Consider the following 23,107-nt stretch of genomic DNA (forward strand, 5'->3'; position numbering starts at 1 on the left):
TGCTGGAAGCTTTGTTTCGAAGGCATTTGCAGTGGTTTTGTCGTGATGTTTTCATCTTGTTGTTTTTGATATGTTGAGGCTTCGTGCTGTTCTCTTTGGTGTGATTCTACGGTGTTATTTTTTGAATGATTATAGTGGGATTTAAATAACCGATTTTCTCCCATATTGAATGACTTTTAATTTTGAGATTGAATGGAATGTTGTTATTCCATTTAAAATATACTGGATGTCAGATTAGCATTTGGAAGCTGGATCTGCCTGAAAATCTTTTATGGATCGGATGAATGGTTGTTCATCATAAGGAAATAAAAATGACAATTAAACCGGCTCCTTTTTGTCCTCATCATTGTACTTCTGCTTTGTTGCGGCTCCACCACGCAGATGTCGAATCGACTTATGGTAGGTTAATATTTCCTTCACTTCCTTCCAAAGCTCGGGATTGATTTCCGGAAGCCGCTCGGTCAAATCTTTATGGACCGTACTCTTGGAAACCCCAAACTCCTTTGCGATTACGCGGACCGTCTTCCTTGTCTCCACGATATATTTCCCTATCTTGATTGTACGCTCTTTGATGTAATCGTGCACACCACTCGCCTCCCTGAGTTGGATCTCTTAAAGGCGTGAAATGAGACAAGGTGATTTTTCCGGGATACCTGTAGTAAATTTGATTGCCATCCAGAAGTCCGTTTCCTATTCCCTCTAATCCTCTAGCTGCGTCACACACTTTCCCACCTCAAACCTTTCTTTGAACTTGTTTGTAACATTTTATTAACGAAACTGTGCGAATATGCTTAAAATTCAAGTAGGACAAGGTGTTTGTTGGTTTTTTTAAAGGGAGGGACCGGGATTCTTGGGATTCTGAGCTAAGTATTTCGAGGATTAGGCGGGCTTGGGCTGGCGTTTCCGGGATTGAGCTGAGCTCTTTGGGATAGAGCTAAACTCCTCCATAATTATCCAAATAGTTTTTCCTTTAAAATTTTGAAAATTTTTGATAACGTTTGCAGTAATCGAAGTTTTCTCTTCTTTCAAACAACTGCTTTTCTAGCTGGTACTATTTATACGACAAAGGAGATGATGCTATGATGACAGCTGCATGGAACTGGTTATGGGATATGCATAACCAGGCCAAGGATTTGCTGCGTTTTTTTGCCAGGCCCTCTTCATCGAGTCTCGGGTCTGAAGGTACGAATCCAAACACGATTCGGCGCGAGAACAATCGGGGAAATGGAAATAACAATGGAAATGGGGACCGGCTATTTAAACCCGGACAGATGATTGGTCTGATTCTCGGCCCTGCACTGTTCTTTTTAACGTTACAGTTTTTCCATCCGGATGGCTTGTCCGATGCCGGCGTTGCGGTTCTGGCCAGTACGATATGGATTGCGATCTGGTGGATTACGGAGGCTGTGCCCATTCCTGTTACCTCCTTATTACCGATTGTCCTTTTTCCACTCACTGGCGGTCTTGATATCGGGGCGACGACCTCTTCCTATGGGGACGACACGATTTTCCTATTTATGGGAGGCTTTATGATTGCCCTGGCTATGGAAAAATGGAATCTGCACCGGCGGATTGCCCTATCTATCATTTCCGTCATTGGCACAAATTCAGAGCGGATTATTCTTGGGTTTATGGTGGCTACCGGATTTTTATCGATGTGGATTTCCAATACGGCAACCTCTATGATGATGGTTCCAATTGGGCTTGCGATTATTTATCAGGTGGCCGAACAATTAAAAGATGACCATTCGATTGATACCTCTCAAGAAAACTTCGGATTTGGCAAGGCGCTGATGCTGGGGATTGCTTATTCCGCTTCTGTGGGAGGAATTGCGACCTTAATCGGAACTCCGCCTAACACTGCACTGGCGGGTGTGATTAATAATATGTACGATATTGAGATCACCTTTGCCGGCTGGATGCTTTTCGGGGTTCCTATTGCGTGGATTTTTATTTTCATTATCTGGTATTATCTTGTGAAAGTATCCTACCCTCTTAAATTTAAGCATTTGCCTGGCGGACGAGAAGTAATTAAGAATGAAAAAGAGAAATTAGGCAGCGCCTCTTTTGAGGAGAAAGGAGTTATGGTCATTTTCGTTCTGGCCGCTTTTGCGTGGATCAGCCGTTCGTTTTTGCTTACTCAAATCAATGAAAATATTAATGATGCGATCATTGCGATTACAGCTGCGGTGATTCTATTTATCATTCCGTCCAAAAATCGGAAAGGCGATTATCTGCTGGACTGGAATACCGCTGTGAAGCTTCCATGGGGAATTCTGCTGCTATTTGGCGGCGGTCTCGCCATCGCAAGCGGATTCAGCAGCTCCGGACTTTCCGAATGGATTGGAAGTCAGTTAAGCGTGCTGGATGGAATCAATATTTTCCTTATCCTGTTAGCTGTAGCAGCCATGGTTATTTTCCTGACCGAGGTAACCTCCAACACAGCGACTGCCAATATGATGTATCCAATTATGGCTTCACTGGCCGTTGCTCTGGGGATACACCCTTATGCCGTTATGATCGCTGCCGCCGTTGCAGCTTCAAGTGCCTTTATGCTGCCGGTTGCTACACCTCCAAATGCGGTCGTGTTCGGTTCAGGGTACTTACGGATTCCTGATATGGCTAAAGCAGGATTTGCCCTGAACATCATCGGTGTGCTCCTCGTTGCCCTTGCCATTTACTTCTGGCTGCCGGTAGTCTGGGGCATTGATTTAACCGAAATCCCGGCAAGCATGAAAAATTAATAACAAAGGCGGAAGCGCCCGTTTAGCGACGTACGGACTGGACTGAGCCGGAGGAGATAAAGGAAACACGACGAACAGCGTGAGTCGATGTTGACTTATCGGACGGAGGGGAAGGAAGTCACGCTAGTCGCCGGGCGCTGGAGCCGGACGTGGTCACTCAGGATTTCTTATCCACAAAACCGTTTACTTTATCATTTTCGTGGCCGTAAATAAACTGCACCTCAATATGAGCCTGATCCATTCATTGAGGTGCAGTTTTCTTTTTCAAAATCCGCTTCTGCAGGTTATTGGCTTCGGTTTTAGAAGATAGATGCTTTACGGTTATCCATTGACGTTAGTACTATTTCTTTCCGCTGCATTTTGCTTCCTTTTCCTGACAACGGTAAACCGGCTTAATGTATAAAGCACAGGAATACAGCTTAGCGTAATCACAATCCCTGTCCAGCCCATCGCATTCCATAATGGCCCCAAAGCTTGAGCTTCCGAGCGAAACGCCGACATAATAGAATACGAGATAAAGACTGGAGGCACTCCCTTTATGATGGGTGACCTCAAATCCCACTGATGAGGCGGTAATGGAGTGGGCGGTGAAAAAGCCCAGACAGGTGATACAAAGCCCTATCGCGATCATCCATACCGTGGGTGCCAGGGTCATCAGAATCCCCAGTGACATAACGACAATTCCCGCTGCCCGAACGATTAAAATGCCAAATCGCCCTGAAAGCCAGCCGGCAACAGGAGAGCCGACAACTCCGAGTCCATAAGCTAAAAACAGATAGGATATGGCTTCTAAGGACAACGAAAACGGCGGACCTTCCAAATGAAACGGCAAATACGTCCATATCCCGGTAAACGAAAGCTGGATAACAACTCCGATTCCAAAGATCCACAGCAGTCCCGGGTTTTTTAAGTGATACAGAAAGCCTTTCATATCCCGGGAAAAGGTTAATTGGCTGGGTGTAAAAAAACGCGAGTGAGGCAGCATAAATAAAACCGCCACTAACACCACAAACCCCAATCCGCCTAATAGATAAAAAGCCATTTCCCAGGATAAATGGTCCGAAACATAGCCTGTCATTACGCGTCCGACCATCCCTCCAAGCGCATTGCTGGATATATATAGTGCAGTTGCCAGAGGGAGGCTGCTTTTGTCAATCTCCTCCATCAAATAAGCCAACGCGGCAGCAGGAAGCCCGGCTAATGCAAAGCCTTGTAAAAAACGAAAAATCAGGAATAATAAAAAGGAGTCTGATAAAGGAATCAACAGAAAAGGGATCGCTGCCCCTGCCAGTGATAATTTTATAAACATCGTACGCCCATTACGGTCCGATAGAAATCCGAGTACAATTAATCCGATAATCAGTCCAATGATGGTCAGGGACACGGAAAGGGACGAGACGGATACCGAGACATCGAATTCCCGTACAAATAAAGGCAATAGCGGCTGGGTGGAATACATAGCCGCAAAAACAAAAAAAGACGAAACAGCCAGGCTGATGGTAATCAGCCAAAATTGAGAATCCTTTACTGTATATGCGTGCTGGTTGTTTGTTTGCTTTTTCATTTTATGTAGTCTCAACACCCCTTCACTCGATGAATTCGTCTGATCGGCCGGACTTCATTTTATGGCCAATGAGTTGATTTTATCATAAAGTGAAACTTCCATCAGTGGGGGTCTCCATCCCCACTTAGTCTTGTTGGGGTAACTTCAGGACTTGAAGTGGGGGTACTACGGCCAGTTCATGCGTGATAAAAGGGATGAGCCAAAAAAAAGACTGCCTCACTGAGACAGTCTTTTTTATCATTCCTTATGCAGTTGCGGAGGATGCAGAAGATTCAGGCTGTACATCAGTGGAGTCATCTTCTTCACCGTCTGAACCGTTGTCTTCATCACCTGAGTCTCCCTGGTCATCGGTGTTTTCTTCCTGACCAGAAGTTTCTTCATCAGATGCTTCGTCATCGGTTGCTCCGTCTTCAGAAGCTCCATCCTCAGATGCTCCATCTTCTTCGGTGCCATCCTCTTCATTTCCGTCTTCCTGATCTCCATCTTCTTCATTTCCGTCTGAAGGAAGTTTAATTTCACTTAAAGATTTGTTGAAATACTCTTCCGGATCCACGCGGGTTCCGTCTTTACGCAATTCAAAATGTACATGAATACCATTGGCTTGTCCATAAAGGTTTTGACCAGCAGTTCCAATTACGTCTCCCTGCTCAACTTTTGCTCCAGAATCCACGGTTACATCTTCAAGACTTGCATAGTTGGTCGTTACTCCATTTTCGTGAGTTAACTCAACAACCATACCCAGCAACGGATCGTCTTTAACGTCGGTAACCTTACCACTCAATGCAGCTGTTACATCAAATGGCTCTTCATTCGTGGATGCGATATCAATTCCTTTACTTTGGTAATACTTATTATTGTAAAGGACGAGTGCCTGTTCCTGCTCCTTTTCTGATGCATTGTAGTCGTAGAATTTCGTTACAATCTCGGTTTCCTTTGCATTGGCTACAGGCATCATAACTTGCTCATCTTGCTCGATGACTGGAACTGAATCGCCTTCAGGACGTTCACCAACCTGGTCTGTGTTTTCAGAGTCTAGCTGGTCTGTCTGGTCCTGAGCTTCTTCCTCTGGTAAATCAATCGCTGCATTTTGATACCAGAGAACTCCAGTTAAAACCAATGCTGCAAAAGTTAAATAAACTGCTGGATAAAACCACTTTTTGCGTACTAACTTCCTCCATCCGGAATTTTTTGAGTTAGGATTCTTTCCTTCCTCATTCATTTTATCACCACCTCAGCAACCATTCTGAGCAGATTGAGGAAGATATATACCTTATTTTCAAATTTTTTTACACTTATTTTTCGACAAAGTGGATTTTTTTATGCGTTTTTTATAAAAAAAGTTTATATCGGGTGTGGCTACCCAAAACAAAAAACGGACCCGCTAAGGCCCGCTATTCGTTCAACACCATCACACGTTCAGCGTTGGATTCAATTTGGGAAATTTTTGTTCCTTTATAGTAATGTTTAATAATATCTTTATACGTATTGCCTTCCTTAGCCATGCCGTTTGCGCCGTATTGGCTCATGCCGACGCCGTGACCGTAGCCTTTCGTGGTGAAAATGAGGTGCTCATTTTTATGCTGGATTTTAAAGTCGCTGGATCGGAGGCCTAAAGCTTCCCGGACTTCACGGCCAGTGAAATTTTTACCGGCAATTTTAATGGATTCGACTCTGTTGCTGCTGGTACGTTTGATATCCTTTAAAACCGGATTGGAGCTGAAGTTGATTCCCAGTGCTTTTTCAGCTTCTTTAATGGTCACGATTTTCTGATCTTCAAATTTAGGGGACTGCTGATCCCACGGGCTTTCTACACTGACTAAATAAGGGACTGGGTTTTGCCAGTAATCCTCGGCGTTTTCGGTATGGCCGTTGCTGGTTGAAAAAAAGGAAGGGGTAATTGGATTGCCCTTATACGTAATAATTTCGCCTCGGGTGGCATTGACGGCCTTCTTGATCTTCTGCATTTTCCAGGTGAAATCCCCCTTCCATTGCTCCTTCAGTTCGGCCTCGCTCTTATAAACCTGATGCTGAACCGTGTCTGTGATGGGCTCCTGCTTTTGATTCTCTTCTTTATTCAGCACATACTTCACAATATATGTTCTGGCTGCGAGCGCCTGTGCTTTGAGTGCCTCGAGCTCAAATTCAGCAGGCATTTCGGAGGCTACAACTCCCGCGACGTATTTCTCCAGTGGTACATTATCGACCGTTTCTTCCTGTGAGCGGAAAACGGAGACAACGTAGGAATCCTCTTCCGCGGTTGCCTGTTCATCTGGTGAATCTTTTGCTGCTGTCGTTTTCACCTGATAGTTATCGTTGGTTCCCGCACCGATAAAGGGGGTCACAATAGCGGTCGGAATAATAACAACGATGGCAATCATGACAAGTGCGGCGAATATACTGACCTTTTTGATGTTCACTGCATACGGCCTCCTTTCTCAATCTACTAAAATATTTATTCGTGAGGCCGATTTAATAGAACTAAAAAATGAGGAATTGTGTATCTATGGAATAGTAAAGGGAAACTTCCATCAGTGGGGGTTTTCTCCATCCCCCACTTAGTCTTGTTGGGCTATCCTCAAGACTTGAAGTGGGGGTATTACGGCCAGTTCATGCGTGCTAAAAAAATAGACAGGCCCAAAATAGACCTGTCCATCACTTGCTATATTCTCTTCGTATATTCGGATTAATGATCGCGGTTTACAAAATAGGTTAACAGCTGCTTTAAAAATGCGGTATTCCGGGGGACTTCCTGCAAGGCGTCCATGGCCTCACAATAATGATCCCACATTGCTTTTCTGGCACCTTCTACTCCTAAGATGGATACAAAGTTTGAATGGTTGTTCTCAGCGTCGATGCCGGTATTTTTCCCGATTCGCTGCTGATCTCCTTCCACATCCAGCAAATCATCTTTAATCTGGAAGGTAATCCCGAAATGGCGGGAGAATTTTTTCAGTGCACTGATCTCGCTTTCTCCTGCCTGGGCGAGCATGGCTGGAAGGACGAGGGCAACCTCAAATCCAAGACCGGTTTTATAAAAGGAGATGGTATTCATTTCGTCCAGTGTCAGATTTTTTCCTTTAGCGTTAAGATCCATCACCTGACCCTTACACATTTCCTCGGTTGATTTTGTTGAATAGTGAATGACCTTAAGAACGGTGTCGGCGTCAAATGCATCAAGCTTCGTTTCCTCCCTGACCGCCCGCTGCGTCATAAAGAGAGCCGTTAATTCCGCAATACTTGTACGATATACCTGATGCAGGGTCGGCTTCCCTCTGCGGGTCGTTGCATTGTCCTGGGATGGAAGATCATCAAAAATCAGGGAAGCGGTATGCATGTATTCCAAGGATTTGATCAATGGCTCAATTTCTGAACTTTTCAGGCCATATCCATGCACACCCATCATCCAGGTCACAATCGGCCGGAGCCGTTTCCCGTCCCCACTCAGACTGTAATTAGCCGCATCTATAATGGGATCTTGTGGTAATGCATCCTCTTCAGGCATCGTTAACATTTGATTAATCCGGGGATGAATTTTCTCAATGCTTTTGAAAAATTCCTCCTGTTCCCTGCTGCTGTTTCTTAAATCAGCAATCAGCTGATCTCTGATTAATTTATCTAAAAATGCCACATCGTCCACTTTATGACTTATCTTTTGTACCAGGTTGTTGAGCTTCGGAATCCCTGAGGCAAATCGATTCATTAATTCATTATATTTTTCTGTACCAAACTGTGCTCTTAACCGTTTCAGACCATTGATTGCTCGTCCCAGGATGACTTCACATGTTTTTGGGTCTGAGTGATAAATGTTGTGAATCAGGTTATGGGTAACGGCCCAGTATAATTCAAATGGATTGATCAGGTCGGGGCGTTCTTTATGGTGCTTTAAATAATAGGTATATGGAGTTACCGTACCCTCTTTCAGGTCACTGTACATGTCTCTCAGATCATCTGAAAGCTGGTTGTATATGCCGTAATAAAAGGTGTACTGGTCCAGGCCTTCCGTATTTTCACCACTGGTTATCGCATGGATCATTAAACGGGATGAAGCCGATTTAAGTATGACAGGAATGAAGATATCCTCGTTGGTATAGCGGCCATTGAGCAAATCCTTATTCCGGTCTTCCTCCTGTGCTTGGAAAAACACATACGCCTGTTCCAAAAAGTTGTTTTTCGTGCTTTCGGTCTGATGATTTTTGATATATTCAAAGGCTTTTTTCAGTTCTGAATGAGCAAATTGAACCAAATGTCTGTTCTTCCCTTGCCACTTGCCTAAAGCTGGTACCGATCCTGTTACCAAGGTTGTCCGAATGATTTCGGAATAGCGTTTTGCCTCTTCTTCTGATAAAACCTTGCTGTCCAGTAAATCATCAATAAATGGATAGGTCAGACCATAAGCGTAGCCAAGCCTGACAGCTGTATCAAGAGTCCGGGAAAGCTCCTCGGGCGACATCCCCTCCCCCTTTTCCTCCAGCTCATTAATCATCACGCCGGTAATGATTTTAATGAGTTTTAGCTGGGCTTTTTCAGCATCCATTTCTTCGGGGATTACTGAGGAGATTGTCTTCAGTTTCTCGATAAACCAGATCATCGTTGACTCAAACTGGTATTTCTGTGCAATCCGGTACAGCCAGGCAATATTAAATTGCTCAGCATCCAGATCACTTTCTTTTCGTTGGGAAATTTGCTTTTTCAGATGCTCCACGACATTCCGAACCTTTATGCGAGTACCTGCCGAACTTAAGTCCTTGCCCATATCCCTAAGGTAAATATAGGAGACACTCCGCTCTAAATAGTCATCGAGCTTCCCTTTCTGTTCCAGCCATTTAACATAATGGTTATAGCTTTCAGGCTTTTTTCTATGTGATGAAAATAAGGAGAAAAGGGAATGACGATGACGTCGGTGATGACTCCAGGATTTCAGATCTGTTATCAGCGGCGGGATATGCGTCTTCTGGTGGATCTGATCATATAATATATTAAAATAGTCAGCTGCTTTTTCCTCTGCCAGCCAATAGCAAGTATCCGTATTTACGACAATCTCCTCATTCATATAAACATAACCTCAATCTAACGTTTCTATATTTTGTATGAATCATCATACATTTGTAGTACGTCTATATTATCATTCCATATGTCATTTTTCTACAAAATTCGGGAGGTTCATGGGAGATTGATCGATTATTTTGTGATGCGGATCTGGCTGTGTGTTGGGGGGGTGGCGGGGATGTGATGATTGATCCGAAATTATGTGAATTATGCCTGTTTTAGCGGGATTGGTCTCAGTTGGTGATAATTGAGCGGAATTCAATCTTTTTAAGCCCGCATAACCGCTTTTCACGCCTATTTTCAATTCTTTTAATCCATTTCTGAAATGATTTAATCCTATTTTCGTAGTTTTCTGTCCGCTTTTGATATAATTAAGCGGATTTTTATGGAATGAATCCGGCCCACTCCTGATTCAGCATATATTGTCTGTTTTAATCCGGCTTATCTTTAATTGAGCCGGAAAATCCAGGTTTAAGCCAACTTTGCCATTATTCATCCAAAACTCCGGTAATTGAACCTCCTCCGCTATATGCATAAACAAGGGCTCAAAAAAACAGACGAATTGGAAAATCCAACCCGTCTGTTCTCACTTCATCCTATTCCATTCTACTTATAATGAGCTGATTTGGTCATCGGCTTCTGTCATAACTTCTTCTTCCTCTTGTTCTTCAGAGGCATCTCTTACCCGGATAATATCTGCACCCAGTTGTTTCAGCTTACCTACAATGTTTACGTATCCACGGTCCAGATGTTTTAATTCGGTCACACGTGTATAACCGTCAGCTACTAATCCGGCTATGATTAAAGCTGCGGCTGCTCGCAGGTCGGTTGCTGTAACTTCAGCTCCCTGCAGGTCAACTGGACCTTCAACGATTGCGCTTCTGCCTTCGATACGAATATTTCCGTTGATACGTCCGAATTCCTCGACATGCATAAAGCGGTTCTCGAATACCGTTTCACTAATCACACTTGTGCCTTCTGCTTTCATCGCGAGTGTCATAATCTGTGGCTGCATGTCAGTAGGGAATCCAGGGTATGGCAGCGTTTTTACATTGACCGACTTAAGTTCTTCAGGACCTATTACGCGGAGCCCCTCTTCTTCCTCTTCAATAATGACCCCCATCTCTTCCAGTTTTGATATGGTTGAGGTCAAATGATCGGCGACTGCGCCTTTAATATAAACATTTCCACGTGTGATGGCAGCTGCAGCCATAAACGTTCCGGCTTCAATTCGGTCCGGAATAGTTGTGTGTTCAGTTCCCTTAAGAGAGTCTACACCTTCAATTTTGATCGTTTCTGTTCCGGCACCAATGACTTTAGCACCCATCTTATTTAAGAAATTGGCCAGGTCTACAATTTCCGGTTCTCTGGCGCAGTTTTCCAGTATTGTTTTTCCTTCAGCCAGTGCGGCTGCCATCATAACATTCTCTGTGGCGCCTACACTTGGGACGTCTAAATATATTTTTGCACCTTTTAATCGACCGTCTGTATATGCTTCAACAAAACCATTTCCAACATGTACTTTGGCTCCCATTGCTTCAAAGCCTTTCAAATGCTGGTCAATGGGTCTGGAGCCAATTGCACAGCCACCCGGCATTGCTACCTTCGCGTGGCCATAGCGTGCAAGAAGAGGACCTAAAACAAGGACAGATGCGCGCATTTTTCTGACGTATTCAAGTGGTGCTTCTGTTGTTAAAGGTCTTGCTGAATCTATAACGAGTGTATGATCATGAGATAATACATTCACATTCATGTTTCGAATCACTTCACTCATGGTTTCCACATCAGCGAGTGCTGGTACTTCATGAATCACACTTTTTCCTTCACTTGCCATTATACTTGCTGCAATGACGGGCAGGACAGCATTTTTAGCACCGGAGACCTTCACGGTACCCTTAAGCTGCCTCCCACCACTTACGATGATTTTATCCAATACTTTCCCCTCCGCGTCCTCATTTTCACTATATTAATATTCAGTTACAAGGATTGGCGTTCCTATGATGACATTCGATCCATGCGCCAAACCATTTCGTACAGCCATTTGAACATTCATTTTTTCTCTCTGTGATATAGGTATTTCATCTATTGTCCATTTGTGAATATATCCTGATACGGTTTCAAAATTTTTTTCATTCAACGTTTTTAGCTTATCCATGTTCGTCTGTTCCTGAAATTTATCAACCAAATAATTACTTTTAATATTATCACTAGTTTGTGCCCTCATACAAGTGAAAATCGCAGGTATTTTGTCGAATAATTGCAAAACTTGCTGGTTTAATGTTTGTTTTACCATTTTTTCGACATTTTCGTCCCACTTTTTTCCTTTTAGTATATATTTAAATTCAGCTGTAGCAGAATTTTTCTGGTGCACTATGGATAACTGTTCGGTAAAGCCGCCCATTTTATTATGGTTGTTTATTATAATTTTTTCGGCCTGGTTATCCAGCCTTTGAACATCAACGGACGCATCAGGGAATTGACGGTTTAAAATCTGTTCCACACTTTTGGATTTCAGCTTTACCTTATCACGCATCAGGACCTGCCACTCTAAAAGCTCTAATTGCTCATTCTGAAAAAATGAATAGATCTCATTTAATGGTTGCAGATTATGGGACGCCTTAGCCTCGGGGGCAGTCAGATTGAGGTTCATAAAGAAAATTAATAGACTAATAGATATGATTGCTTTTTTATAGATTTTATTCATTAGAAATCCCTCTCCCGTACTTTTTAGTCTTCATTATGGGCAATTGGGAGAAGGTTTAAACGTTGGGAAGTGATTTTTGTGCGGGGGTGATGACTTCGGCGAAAAGCTCGCGTAAAATGACATCTATTTGCCTGGATTCTGTGCCTATTTGCCAGGATTGGAGATTTAAGCCTATAAATAAAAATAGCAGAAGATCAAGCGTCCTCTGCTATTTCCATTGTACCTTTAAAATAAATAGATTAAATCCTGTGCCCAGGAAAGGATATCAAGGAAGAAGTTACTGGCTGTTGTCCCGATGGTTATGCAGACAAGTATGAATAGGATTCGAGCTTCCATGACCTTGCCTTTTTTGAAAAACTGTTCAATCCGCAGTCCCTCGAGAACCTTCCATGTAAGAACAAAAAATACAATATGTGAAACTAAGCCTGTTAGTGCTGTTATTCCGATTGATTCCATGATTTCGACCCTCCTACATTGTCTCTATTTACTTTGCAATAGAAAGGCGGGCGATGTCAATTCGATTGGATTATGAAAAGAAATTCAAGGCTAAAAACGGGAAGATTCCCAGTCCAATAGTGCCAATCAGACAAAGGAGCAAAGGAGTCCATTGCAGCACCGTAATTCGCGGCCTCTCTTCCTCCTGAGGTCTGCGGATAAACATCTGGACGAATATATTGAAATAATAAATATAGGATATCACCGTCATAAGTGCCATCATTCCGGCTAACAGATATTGGGCGGGGTTTGCGATAACCGCTCCTATAAAAATATTCAGCTTCCCAACAAACCCGGCTGTACCCGGAATTCCAGCAAGTGAAGCAAGGAAAATGGTCATCACCACAGCTAATTCGGGAGATTTTTTATATAAACCTGTGAAAATGGATAAATCCTCTGATTCTTTCTGCTGTTCCAGTATGTATACCACCATAAATGCTCCTATCGTCATAAACACATAGGCCAGCAGGTAAAACCAGATATTTTCCAGGGACATCGGCGTTAACGATACAAGCGGAATCAGAATATAACCGGCGTGACCGATGCTTGAATAAGCGAGAAGCCGCTTCATGTTTCTCTGTCTGAGGGCAATGATATTTCCCACCACCATCGTTAAAATCGAAACGGTGGCGACAAACCCAAACATCGCTTCAAACAGTGCCTCATTTTCCGCGGCCACCCCAATTGAATGGAAAAGGTCCCAAAAGAGGCGAATGATAATCATAAACCCCGCTGCCTTGGAAATGACACTTAAAAACGCACTGACAGGAGTGGCGGCACCCTGATATACATCTGGGGTCCACATATGAAAAGGAACGGTGGAAATTTTAAAGCCGAGTCCAATAAACAGAATGATAAAACCTATGAGGGCAACCGGCTCCCCGCTTCCGAGTGAACCGGACATTTCCCGGGAAATATCGACAAGTTTGGTTGATCCTGATACTCCGTAGACGTAGCTCATGCCGAAAAGCGTAAAAGCTGTCGCAATTCCTCCATTTATCACATATTTCAGCGCTCCTTCATTGGAGTGAGCATGCTGTTTCCGCAGCCCGACCATAATGTAGGAGGATAAGGACAGCAGCTCAAGTCCTACAAAAAGAGTGATCAGGTCGGCACTGGAAGCCATCATCATGGTTCCCAGTAATCCCGCCAAAAGTAAGTAGACATATTCGCCTCTGTCTTCAATTTCCTGATGAGCGGTTCTTGATAGAATCATGAGGAAAATCAGAAAACTGCCCAGCAGCAGGATGAATTTAAAGTAAAAGGAAAACGAATCAAAGATATACGTATCATAGAGAATCGACACATCCTGATGCCCAGCCTGAAACCCTAAGAAGAGGATCGAAATTCCAATACTGATGATGGCAAGCCAAGGCAAATGCCCCTTCCACTGTTTTTTTCCAAACAAATCAATCAGGGACAGCAGAATTCCCGCAATTAAAATGGTAAACTCTGGTGCCATCATTCCCCATTCAAAGCTTCGTAATGTTTGTAAATCCATGACTTATCCCCCTATCCCCATAAGTATGGTTTCAAGTGTCTGCTGGATGGTCAGTGCAATCGAGTTCGGAAATACGCCGATACCAATGATACACAGAAGCAAAGTCGCTGCTGAGAGCCCTTCATCCATGTTTAAGTCTTTAAGATTTCCAAAGGTATTTCGATAGCTTCCGAATGTCATATTTAATATGGCTCTAAGGAAATAGACCACGGTCATGATTAATCCGAGTGTTCCTATTACTCCAACTACAGGCATCGTTTCAAAGATTCCGATAAAAACGGTAAATTCACTGACAAAGCCGCTCATTCCAGGCAGTCCAAAGCCTGCTAACGCGGCTGCCAGGAAAAATCCTGCGAGCAGCGGGGTTAATCGGGCAAGGCCGCTCAGTCGTTCCAAACGGGTCGTCTGCGTTCGCACGAGCAAAATCCCTACAAGCAGGAAAAATAATGCAGAAATTAACCCATGCGATACGGCCTGGAAAATCGCTCCCTGAATTCCCGCCTCATTAAGGGCAGCCACCCCGAGGAGAATCAGGCCCATATGGGAAATACTCGAATACGCAAGCACCGCCCGTAACTCATCCTGCACAAAGGCCAGAAAAGCTCCGTACAATAGATTTATTAATCCCAGAATGGCGATCACCGGAGCCAGTTTTCCAAAAGCTTCCGGAAAGAACGCTACCCCGAATTTAATCAGTCCATAAGCTCCGATTTTTAACAATACCCCTGCATGAATCATCACCAGAGCCGGCGGTGCGTGGACATGGACCTTAACCATCCAGGAATGAAGCGGGAAAATGGGCAGTTTGACACCAAAAGCAAGCAATAACGTGATAGCAATCCCCAGCTGAAGACCTTCCTGTTCCCCGCGGCTGAAGTATTCCGCTACGACTGAAAAATTCGTGTTTCCAGCATTCACAAATATAACGGCTATCGCCAGCAGAAGCAGCATGGATCCCAAACCGTTATAAATGATATAGCGAAAGGCTGCTTCCTCCCGATCCGTGCCGCCCCATTTGCCGATTAAAAAAAACATCGGAATAAGGGTAATTTCGAAAAATACGAAGAAAAGGATCAGGTTATCAGCGGAAAACACTCCGAGAATTCCCATTTCCAGAATAAACATGAGGATAAAAAAACATTTTACGTCTTTGTCAATCAGCCACCGTGCTGATAGGATAGCAAGTAACGAAACCACCGTGGTCAGCAAAATCAATACCACACTAAACCCGTCTGCTGCCAGTTCATAATTCAGGATTAACGTCCGCTCAACCACCTGAAAAGTTATCCATGAAACCTGCTCTGTCAGGCTATTTCCGGCCTGAAACTGAACAAATACCAGTATGGAAAGGAGGAGAGGAACAAAGCTTGCCATTAATGCCAATACGTGAGTGCGTTGCTGATCAACCGAATTTCTCGTAAACAGAAAAGCCAGAATCCCAATGACAGGGGAAAATACAAGCAAGGTAAGGATACCCATCTCTTAAAATCCCCCTTTCATCATGTATACAGCCACAAAAACAACCATTCCCAAAAAAGCAACCGCTGTGTAAGTCTGTGTCTGTCCTGTTTGTGATTTAGAACCTGATTTACTTAACGTAGTCACCAGTTCCCGGAAAAAGGAAACCAGGAACCCAACTCCATATCGTTCAACGTAAACGAACATCCGGCCAAGCCATCCTGCACCCTTAACAAAGGAGGCGTCATAAAATTCATCAATGTAGTATTTGCGGGTCAATAAGTTGTACGTTCCCGCCATGGATGACTTCCATGCTTCCTGATTCATCTGTTTCTTTATATAAATCATGTAAGCGAGCAGGATTCCTCCCAACGATACCAGGGTAGCTGCAACCATAACCCATACGGAACTTCTATGATGGGTTTCAGCTAAAGCAGGGCTTTCCCGCAACAACCAGTCTCCCAGAAAGGAACCGAACCAGCTTGTATTGAAAAAACCTGAAGCCACCGCGAAAACAGTCAGAATCACCATCGGAAGTTTCATCATAAATGGGATGGGGCGCACCTGATCGATTGGCTCCCTGCTTTCCCCATGAAATACGAGAAAATATAAACGGAACATATATAGAGACGTTAAGAATGCCGCAATCAGTGCAATTACCCACAGCCCGTACTGTCCATCCGCCCAGACTGCCGATAAAATTTCCTCTTTGCTGAAAAATCCGGAGAAAAGCGGGAAGCCGCTTATGGCCAGAGCACCAATCGCAAAGGTGATACTCGTGAGCTTTAAGCGATGATGAAGACCTCCCATTCTTTTAATGTTTTGGGTATGAACCGCATGAATCACCGCGCCTGCAGCCAGGAATAACAACGCTTTAAAGAAGGCATGAGTAAATAAATGGAATACACCTGCTGTATAGCCTAACGTCCCCATCGCCAGCATCATAAAGCCAAGCTGGGAAATGGTTGAATAGGCCAGCACCTGCTTTATATCATTCTGAACAAGTCCGATTGTCGCCGCATAAATCGCTGTAAATCCTCCGACGACGGCCACTACGATCAGAGCGGTTGTACTGGCCATATAAAGAGGATACATCACAGCAACAAGATAAACCCCTGCGGCGACCATGGTTGCTGCGTGAATCAATGCGGAAACCGGCGTTGGCCCCTCCATCGCATCGGGAAGCCAGGTATGCAACGGAAACTGACCTGATTTTCCAATCGCACCGATAAAAATAAGAATTCCAATCAGGGTAAGCATTCCCCCATCCACCTGACCACCAGAAATCGCGGTAAATATAGCTTCAAACTGGAGACTTCCCGTTTGCCAGAAAATCAGGATGAGTCCGATTAACAGTCCCATATCCCCGATGCGAGTCATAATAAAAGCCTTTTTAGCCGCCTGCTTAGCCCTGTTTTTATAGAAATAAAAGCCGATTAACAGAAAGGAACCGAGCCCGACAAGCTCCCAAAACATGTAAAACTGCAGTAAGTTTGGAGATAAAACAAGTCCGAGCATGGCAGCGGTAAAAAGACTTAAATAGGCGAAAAAGGTCGTCAGCCGCTTATCGTTTTCCATATAACCTATCGAATAAATATGTATACACAAACTGATAAAAGCAACTAAAATCAGCATGAGGCCGTTTAAAGGGTTAAGCAGTGTTCCAAATGAAATCTGAGTGGAACCAATCACAAGCCATGTCCACTCCTGAAGAGCTGTTCCTGTATCCAGCAGCTGAATGAACACAAGAGCAGCTAAAAGAAAGGCCAAAACGGATGACAGTACAGCGATGTAGCCACCTATGTTTTTCATCTTGTCCCTGAAAACGATGAGCAGAATAAACGTAAGCAAAGGTATTATTGGGATCAGCCATGTGAATTCGATCATTTCTAAAATCCCTTCCTTCTGGATAAAGTGAAACTTCCACTGTGGGGGGTTCTCCATCCCCCATTGATGGTTAGCTGAACTTATCAGAATTCATTGACCGTTTATCCCCCACTTTGTCTTACTGATTTACCCTCAACTTGAACTGGGGGTAGGTCAGTTCATGCGTGATAAAGAATTCCTTAACCTGTCTGTCAGCCTTTCAAATCATTTCCGTCATCGATGTTGACACTATGTTTTCTGCGGTACCATGCAATTAAAATAGCCATGCCGACAGCAACCTCAGCGGCGGCAATCGTAATGGAAAACAATGAGAAAACCTGACCCGTAATATCCGGATGGGCCCCGTACTTACTAAAAGCGACCAGGTTTACGTTTACAGCGTTCAGCATGAGCTCAATACAAATAAGAACAATAATCGTATTCCGTTTCGTTAATGCGCCAAACAGACCGATACAGAATAAAATCAGGGCAAGAATAAGAAAGGGCTGCAAAGGGATTGAACTCATTGGTCTTCCCCCTCTCTTCTTCGTGTCAATACGACGGCACCCATGAGAGCAACCAGCAGAACGATGGAAACCAGTTCAAACGGAATGACGTAATGGCTGAAAATACTTTCCCCGACTTTCCGGGTGTTGTCTGCATGCAGCGTCTCTGCCCCCGGTCCAAAATAAAGATTACGGATGCCCGCATATACAGTGAAGAAAAAGATGATTACCCCAAGACCGGCTAATGCTGCCCTGATTCGGCTGGAGACTCTATCCTCCTCTGCCTTGTGATCGGTCAGCATAATGCCAAACGTCAATAAAATCGTAATTGCACCTGAGTAAATGAGGATTTGCACTACAGCAACAAACTCAGCAGACAGCAAAACGTAAATACCTGCCAGACTGACAAAGGTAAGAACAACAGATAACAGCATATGCACGACCTTCTTCAGGTTAATCATGAGGATCCCACCAAGGATGGCTGTACCTGAAAGGATTAAAAAGGCGAGAAATTCCCCATTCATGGTCAATTCTCCTCCCGAATATTTGTATCATTTTCATCCAGCCATTGAAGGTCCTTGAAGTGTTCATCTCTTGAGTAATCCGCCAGTTCAAAATTATTGGTCATCACAATCGCCTCAGTCGGACAGACCTCTGTACAAAGATCACACAGGATACAAATTTCAAAATTAATATCATACGTTTCAATAATTTTTCCTTTGCGATCCGGGTCCGGATGCTTTTTCCCAGTCAGCTGAATGCAGTCAGTCGGACAGATGTTCACACACTGGTTACAGACAATGCATTTTTCCGGATAGAACTTCTGAATCCCCCGAAATCGATCAGGCATGGGGATCGGTTCATCCGGATAGGAGTAGCTCAAATTTTCTTTGGACATATGACGAATCGTATGAGCTAAGCCTTTTGCTAAACCTTTCATGATTCCACCACCTTTAAAAATGTTAAGGATGTTTTTGCACATACCTTATGATACTCTAGCTTACCGCAGTTGAAATACACTTCGCTTTCCGCGGGTGAGCGGTGAGCCTCCTCGCTGCGCTGCGGGGGCTCACCTGTCTCACTCTTCCCGCAGGAGTCTACGTGTATTTCAACTGCTTGTATAGATGTAACCATTGAGTTCAGTTAAATATTAAACACTTTTAAAAGAATAATTCTTTTAAGATAGCAGATAGGAATATATTGGCCATGGCTGCGGGCAATAGTATCTTCCAGCCGAATTCCATGAGCTGATCAGCACGCAGGCGGGGCCAGGTTGCGCGGATCCACATAAATACGTACACAACGATGCTGAACTTAATGCCGAACCAGATAAAGTCGGGGATAAAACCAAGTCCCGGGATGGGATTCCAACCTCCGAGAAATAACACGGTTATCAGCGCTGACATCGCAAATAAGTAGACATATTCGGAGAGCATGAAAAACGCAAAACGAAAGCCCGAATACTCCACATGATAGCCGGCAATTAATTCAGATTCCGCCTCGGGTAAATCAAATGGAATGCGGTTAAGCTCAGCCGTTGCAGAAATAAAAAAGATGATAAATCCGATTGGCTGTAACAGGATATAAGGAACATATTGCTGCTGCTCAACGATTTCAACCAGATTGAGACTGCCAGCAAACAGAACCACTCCGATAAGGGACATCAGAAGCGGGATCTCATAGGAAATCATTTGAGCGGCTGAGCGCATACCTCCCATTAAGGCATACTTGTTATTAGAGGCCCAGCCTGCTGTCAGCATTCCCAAAGTTGATATTCCGGATATGGCAATAAAATAAAGAAGACCTACCCCAAAATCGGCGAAGAGAATCGATTCGGTAAAAGGGATGGCTGCTAGAACCATAAACGAAGGAACAAAGGCTATCACCGGGGCCAACCAGAAGAGTGCCCGGTCTGCCTGTTTCGGCCGTGTATCCTCTTTAATTAAAAGCTTCAAAACGTCAGCTACAGTTTGCAGGAGTCCGAACCTTCCCCCTGTACGATTGGGGCCATAGCGCAGCTGCATATAGCCAAGCACTTTTCTTTCAGCTAAAATGGCATAGGTGACAAAGCCCAGGACAATGGACAATAAAGGCATAGTGATGAGGATAAAAGTAAATAGATTCGAGCTTGCCGGTTCGCTTGCCAGTAATTCATTCATCCATTTCATCAGCCATCCACCTCCCCCAGCACAATATCAACGCCACCCAAAATAGCGATTAAATTGGCCATATTTTCTCCTTCCAGCAATTTGGGCAGGATCTGCAGATTGTAAAAGGAAGGCCTGCGAAACTTCAGCCGGTAAGGTGTTTTCTTCCCATCACTCGCAATATAGCAGCCGATCTCCCCCCGCGGAGATTCAATACGAACATAGACTTCACCCTTGGGCGGCTTAATAATCCGTGGGACTTTCCCCATTGTTTTCCCACCTTCAGGGAACTGATCAACCGCCTGCTCTAAGATTTTCAGGGATTCCTCCATTTCAGACATACGGCATAAGTAGCGGGACCAGGCATCCCCTGTTTCACCCACAGGGACATGAAAGTCAAACCGGTCATAAATCGAATAAGGCTGCTCTTTTCGCAGATCGTAAGGAATCCCTGTACAGCGGAGATTTGCTCCGCTTAAGGAATATTGAATAGCTTCCTCCTGTGTATACTGGCCCACTCCTTTAACACGGTTCAGAAAGATTTCATTGCCTGTAACCAGTTCATGATATCCCTTCACCTGTTCTCTCATGTAAGGAATAAAATCCCGTACTTTGTCAATCCATCCATCAGGAGCATCCCACTTCACTCCGCCAATCCGCATGTAGTTGAACGTAAGACGAGCTCCACAAAGTTCGTTTAGTAGATTTATAATCATTTCCCTCTCCCGAAATGCATACAAAAATGGACTTGTTGTTCCAATGTCCATTAAATAGGTGCCATACCATACGAGGTGGCTGGCGATCCGTCCCAGCTCCATGGCAATGACACGTAAATATTCCGCACGTTCCGGCACTTCCAGATCCATAAGCGTCTCAACTGCATGACAGATCACATAGTTATTTGTCATGGCTGACAGGTAATCCATCCGGTCTGTATAGGGAATAATTTGCGTATACTGCAGATCCTCGGCCAGTTTTTCCGTACCTCTATGTAAATAACCAATGACAGGTGTAGCTTCCTTAATGATTTCTCCATCCACTTTCACGACCAGGCGAAACACCCCATGGGTACTGGGATGCTGCGGGCCAACATTTAACAGCATTTCCTCGGTACGAATCATTCGCTACACCTCCACATCATACGGTTCATAATCCTTGCGAAGAGGATAGCCCTCCCAGTCCTCCCCGAGCATAATCCGTTTCAAATCGGGATGATCCTCAAAGGTAATCCCAAGCAAATCGTAGGCCTCATTTTCCGGCCAGTTCGCCCCCTTCCACAGGGGAACCAGAGATGGAATCACAGGATTGTCCCGGTCAAGCTTTACCTTTAAAGCCACAGACTGTTTTTTTGTCATGGAGTATAAATATACGTAGATTTCCATATGACTTTCATAATCAATTCCGTGTAAATCTGACAAAAATTGAAACTGGAGTTCTTCATGATCTCTAAGGAGTTTGGCAATGGAAAAGTAGCTCTTTGGGGTCGCTGTGATGGTAGGAAGTTCTTTGGATGAACGATTGACGAACGCTTCTTCGATGGAATCGTCCCCGAGGCTGTTTTTTATCATTTTTACATAGTGGTCTAATAATGGCTGATTAGGTGATGGTTCCTGCTTTTCGGGCGGCTGATCTTTTTTCGTGCGTTTTTTCCGTGGACGTTTCGGTTTTTCAGACTTGGAGGTGGTTTCTGATGAATCGGCTTTAGGCGGGCGGTCTGAAGATTGGTTGATTTCATCTGATTCTGCAGTGGGTGCATCTTCCTGGTTTGTGGGTGCTTGTTTCTGATTTTCATGTTCCTTTGGTTTTGCTTCTTCTGATTTTGAACTTATGTCCTCATTTTGTTGTGGTTTGTTTTCATTTTCCTCTGTCATGTATTTGTCACCCGCTTTCCGGTTTTTGCTTCATAGCGGATTTTTTCCTGCAGCTTATTGATCCCGTAAATGAGTGCTGCCGGATTCGGCGGACAGCCAGGAATATAAACATCGACGGGAACGACCTGGTCGACACCTTTGACGACTGAGTAGGAATAAACATAAGGTCCTCCTGCCGTTGCACAGGATCCCATGGCAATGACCCATTTGGGCTCAGGCATCTGATCATAGAGTCTGCGAATAATCGGGGCCATTTTTTTCGTTACCGTACCTGAAACAATCATGCAGTCGGAATGTCTGGGTGATGAACGGAATATGGATCCAAACCGGTCTAAATCATAATGGGAGGCACCGACGCCCATCATCTCAATCGCGCAGCAGGCCAGGCCAAACTGAACTGGCCAGAGCGAGTTGCTTCGTGCCCAGGATTTAAGCTGCTCAAGCGTCATAAAAAAGACATTCCGTTGCATTTCCTCCCGTTCCTGCACTGAAATATCCTCAAGATTCATTTCCATTTAAGCACTCCCTTTTTCCATGCGTAAACTAATCCGAGAAACAGAACGACAATAAAAATCAGCATCTCAATCAGGGCAAAAATCCCCAGTTGTTCATAGGCCACAGCCCATGGATATAAAAAAACCGTCTCCACATCAAATAACACAAACATTAATGCGATCAAATAGTAGCTGACATTAAATCGGACCCTCGCATCCTGAAAAGGTTCAATTCCACTTTCATAGATTTTCCGTTTGGCTTTTGTCGGTTCATGCGGCCGCAACAGTCTTCCTGCTGTTAAGGCCACAATCGGGAGCATAACAGCGATCAGCATAAATACTACAATCATCGTATAGCTGTTCTGATAGACATGAAGAGAGTCCATGGCTTCACCTCTCTTAATCTATTTTCGGAATAATCGAAAATTTTTGTAATCGCTTTCATTGTAGCACTATAACCTGAAATTGTCGATAGCGCAGGGGTTATAGACATGTTCATTTGTTATATTTGTATGCCTTGGGGATCGGGGTCATGCAGGAAAATTGAATGGCGGGGAGATTTGGGAATATGGGTTTAGGGGCATTTGGATTAATTTTAATTAGGCTGGTTTTGGGATAATTCTGGGTGGTTTGGCTTAATTACGGCTGGATTGGATCAATTAGCTATTTACAGGTTTAATTGATTTTTTTAGGGCGATATCTGCCATTTCA

General features: G+C 44.1%; 20 protein-coding genes. 1 reads left to right on the forward strand and 19 read right to left on the reverse strand.

Annotated features, from left to right (window positions below; all coding sequences use genetic code 11):
* Positions 1-318: 318 nt before the first annotated feature.
* Positions 319-585 carry a sporulation transcriptional regulator SpoIIID gene (gene spoIIID, locus ACZ5OK_RS15715; RefSeq protein ID WP_044162357.1) on the reverse strand — a complete coding sequence of 89 codons (267 nt, stop codon included), beginning with the start codon at positions 583-585 and terminating at the stop codon, positions 319-321.
* Between the two features lie 494 nt (positions 586-1,079).
* On the opposite strand from spoIIID, the gene ACZ5OK_RS15720 reads away from it, so the two are divergent.
* The gene (locus tag ACZ5OK_RS15720; protein WP_343838467.1) at positions 1,080-2,744 is read left to right on the forward strand and encodes an SLC13 family permease; all 1,665 of its coding nucleotides are present in this window, start codon (positions 1,080-1,082) and stop codon (positions 2,742-2,744) included.
* A gap of 340 nt (positions 2,745-3,084) precedes the next feature.
* On the opposite strand, the gene ACZ5OK_RS15725 is transcribed toward ACZ5OK_RS15720, so the two are convergent.
* From ACZ5OK_RS15725 to ACZ5OK_RS15810, 18 genes are all read right to left on the reverse strand, one after another.
* Entirely contained in the window at positions 3,085-4,308 is a 1,224-nt protein-coding gene (locus ACZ5OK_RS15725) for an MFS transporter (protein ID WP_343838468.1), read from the reverse strand.
* 244 nt (positions 4,309-4,552) lie between these two features.
* Positions 4,553-5,527 (reverse strand): peptidoglycan DD-metalloendopeptidase family protein, encoded by a 975-nt coding sequence (locus tag ACZ5OK_RS15730; protein ID WP_343838469.1) that lies wholly within the window; start codon positions 5,525-5,527, stop codon positions 4,553-4,555.
* A 172-nt stretch (positions 5,528-5,699) separates the two neighbouring features.
* Positions 5,700-6,725, reverse strand: coding sequence for a stage II sporulation protein D (gene spoIID / locus ACZ5OK_RS15735; protein WP_343838470.1), 1,026 nt, complete (start codon positions 6,723-6,725; stop codon positions 5,700-5,702).
* Positions 6,726-6,991: 266 nt separating this feature from the next.
* Positions 6,992-9,358, reverse strand: a complete 2,367-nt coding sequence (locus tag ACZ5OK_RS15740) for a polyprenyl synthetase family protein (protein ID WP_343838472.1) — start codon at positions 9,356-9,358, stop codon at positions 6,992-6,994.
* 606 nt (positions 9,359-9,964) lie between these two features.
* Positions 9,965-11,287, reverse strand: a complete 1,323-nt coding sequence (gene murA, locus ACZ5OK_RS15745) for a UDP-N-acetylglucosamine 1-carboxyvinyltransferase (RefSeq protein WP_343838474.1) — start codon at positions 11,285-11,287, stop codon at positions 9,965-9,967.
* Positions 11,288-11,320: 33 nt separating this feature from the next.
* Positions 11,321-12,058, reverse strand: coding sequence for a YwmB family TATA-box binding protein (locus ACZ5OK_RS15750; protein WP_343838476.1), 738 nt, complete (start codon positions 12,056-12,058; stop codon positions 11,321-11,323).
* A gap of 225 nt (positions 12,059-12,283) precedes the next feature.
* A complete protein-coding gene (locus ACZ5OK_RS15755) occupies positions 12,284-12,514 on the reverse strand; it encodes a DUF1146 family protein (RefSeq protein WP_425542186.1) in 231 nt (76 codons plus the stop codon).
* 70 nt (positions 12,515-12,584) lie between these two features.
* A complete protein-coding gene (gene nuoN, locus ACZ5OK_RS15760; RefSeq protein ID WP_343838478.1) occupies positions 12,585-14,054 on the reverse strand; it encodes an NADH-quinone oxidoreductase subunit NuoN in 1,470 nt (489 codons plus the stop codon).
* A 3-nt stretch (positions 14,055-14,057) separates the two neighbouring features.
* A complete protein-coding gene (locus tag ACZ5OK_RS15765; RefSeq protein ID WP_343838480.1) occupies positions 14,058-15,533 on the reverse strand; it encodes a complex I subunit 4 family protein in 1,476 nt (491 codons plus the stop codon).
* A 3-nt stretch (positions 15,534-15,536) separates the two neighbouring features.
* Positions 15,537-17,456: an NADH-quinone oxidoreductase subunit L gene (gene nuoL / locus ACZ5OK_RS15770; protein ID WP_425542187.1), complete on the reverse strand. Its 1,920-nt coding sequence runs from the start codon at positions 17,454-17,456 to the stop codon at positions 15,537-15,539.
* Positions 17,457-17,590: 134 nt separating this feature from the next.
* Positions 17,591-17,905, reverse strand: coding sequence for an NADH-quinone oxidoreductase subunit NuoK (gene nuoK / locus ACZ5OK_RS15775; protein ID WP_343838484.1), 315 nt, complete (start codon positions 17,903-17,905; stop codon positions 17,591-17,593).
* A complete protein-coding gene (locus tag ACZ5OK_RS15780; protein WP_343838486.1) occupies positions 17,902-18,408 on the reverse strand; it encodes an NADH-quinone oxidoreductase subunit J in 507 nt (168 codons plus the stop codon). The genes nuoK and ACZ5OK_RS15780 overlap by 4 nt, the downstream gene beginning before the upstream one ends.
* A 2-nt stretch (positions 18,409-18,410) precedes the next feature.
* Positions 18,411-18,824, reverse strand: coding sequence for an NADH-quinone oxidoreductase subunit NuoI (nuoI, locus tag ACZ5OK_RS15785; RefSeq protein WP_343838488.1), 414 nt, complete (start codon positions 18,822-18,824; stop codon positions 18,411-18,413).
* A 220-nt stretch (positions 18,825-19,044) separates the two neighbouring features.
* Entirely contained in the window at positions 19,045-20,052 is a 1,008-nt protein-coding gene (gene nuoH / locus ACZ5OK_RS15790; protein ID WP_425542188.1) for an NADH-quinone oxidoreductase subunit NuoH, read from the reverse strand.
* A complete protein-coding gene (locus tag ACZ5OK_RS15795; RefSeq protein ID WP_343838490.1) occupies positions 20,052-21,152 on the reverse strand; it encodes an NADH-quinone oxidoreductase subunit D in 1,101 nt (366 codons plus the stop codon). The genes nuoH and ACZ5OK_RS15795 overlap by 1 nt, the downstream gene beginning before the upstream one ends.
* A gap of 3 nt (positions 21,153-21,155) precedes the next feature.
* Entirely contained in the window at positions 21,156-21,902 is a 747-nt protein-coding gene (locus ACZ5OK_RS15800; RefSeq protein WP_343838492.1) for an NADH-quinone oxidoreductase subunit C, read from the reverse strand.
* On the reverse strand, positions 21,899-22,417 hold the full coding sequence (locus ACZ5OK_RS15805) for a NuoB/complex I 20 kDa subunit family protein (protein WP_343838494.1): 519 nt from the start codon (positions 22,415-22,417) through the stop codon (positions 21,899-21,901). The genes ACZ5OK_RS15800 and ACZ5OK_RS15805 overlap by 4 nt, the downstream gene beginning before the upstream one ends.
* Positions 22,408-22,782, reverse strand: coding sequence for an NADH-quinone oxidoreductase subunit A (locus ACZ5OK_RS15810; RefSeq protein WP_343838496.1), 375 nt, complete (start codon positions 22,780-22,782; stop codon positions 22,408-22,410). Before ACZ5OK_RS15810 ends, ACZ5OK_RS15805 begins: the two co-directional genes overlap by 10 nt.
* Positions 22,783-23,107 lie beyond the last annotated feature (325 nt).

It is taken from the genome of Salinibacillus aidingensis, assembly GCF_055393355.1.

What these genes read in the sequence shown, in the direction of transcription:
- ACZ5OK_RS15720 (WP_343838467.1), top strand. Translation starts at nt 1,080, where the DNA reads ATGATGACAGCTGCATGGAACTGGTTATGGGATATGCATAACCAGGCC.
- ACZ5OK_RS15725 (WP_343838468.1), bottom strand. Translation starts at nt 4,308, where the DNA reads ATGAAAAAGCAAACAAACAACCAGCACGCATATACAGTAAAGGATTCT.
- ACZ5OK_RS15730 (WP_343838469.1), bottom strand. Translation starts at nt 5,527, where the DNA reads ATGAATGAGGAAGGAAAGAATCCTAACTCAAAAAATTCCGGATGGAGG.
- ACZ5OK_RS15740 (WP_343838472.1), bottom strand. Translation starts at nt 9,358, where the DNA reads ATGAATGAGGAGATTGTCGTAAATACGGATACTTGCTATTGGCTGGCA.
- ACZ5OK_RS15750 (WP_343838476.1), bottom strand. Translation starts at nt 12,058, where the DNA reads ATGAATAAAATCTATAAAAAAGCAATCATATCTATTAGTCTATTAATT.
- ACZ5OK_RS15755 (WP_425542186.1), bottom strand. Translation starts at nt 12,514, where the DNA reads ATGGAATCAATCGGAATAACAGCACTAACAGGCTTAGTTTCACATATT.
- nuoN (WP_343838478.1), bottom strand. Translation starts at nt 14,054, where the DNA reads ATGGATTTACAAACATTACGAAGCTTTGAATGGGGAATGATGGCACCA.
- ACZ5OK_RS15765 (WP_343838480.1), bottom strand. Translation starts at nt 15,533, where the DNA reads ATGGGTATCCTTACCTTGCTTGTATTTTCCCCTGTCATTGGGATTCTG.
- nuoL (WP_425542187.1), bottom strand. Translation starts at nt 17,456, where the DNA reads ATGGAGAACCCCCCACAGTGGAAGTTTCACTTTATCCAGAAGGAAGGG.
- nuoK (WP_343838484.1), bottom strand. Translation starts at nt 17,905, where the DNA reads ATGAGTTCAATCCCTTTGCAGCCCTTTCTTATTCTTGCCCTGATTTTA.
- ACZ5OK_RS15780 (WP_343838486.1), bottom strand. Translation starts at nt 18,408, where the DNA reads ATGAATGGGGAATTTCTCGCCTTTTTAATCCTTTCAGGTACAGCCATC.
- nuoI (WP_343838488.1), bottom strand. Translation starts at nt 18,824, where the DNA reads ATGAAAGGTTTAGCAAAAGGCTTAGCTCATACGATTCGTCATATGTCC.
- nuoH (WP_425542188.1), bottom strand. Translation starts at nt 20,052, where the DNA reads ATGAAATGGATGAATGAATTACTGGCAAGCGAACCGGCAAGCTCGAAT.
- ACZ5OK_RS15795 (WP_343838490.1), bottom strand. Translation starts at nt 21,152, where the DNA reads ATGATTCGTACCGAGGAAATGCTGTTAAATGTTGGCCCGCAGCATCCC.
- ACZ5OK_RS15800 (WP_343838492.1), bottom strand. Translation starts at nt 21,902, where the DNA reads ATGACAGAGGAAAATGAAAACAAACCACAACAAAATGAGGACATAAGT.
- ACZ5OK_RS15805 (WP_343838494.1), bottom strand. Translation starts at nt 22,417, where the DNA reads ATGGAAATGAATCTTGAGGATATTTCAGTGCAGGAACGGGAGGAAATG.
- ACZ5OK_RS15810 (WP_343838496.1), bottom strand. Translation starts at nt 22,782, where the DNA reads ATGGACTCTCTTCATGTCTATCAGAACAGCTATACGATGATTGTAGTA.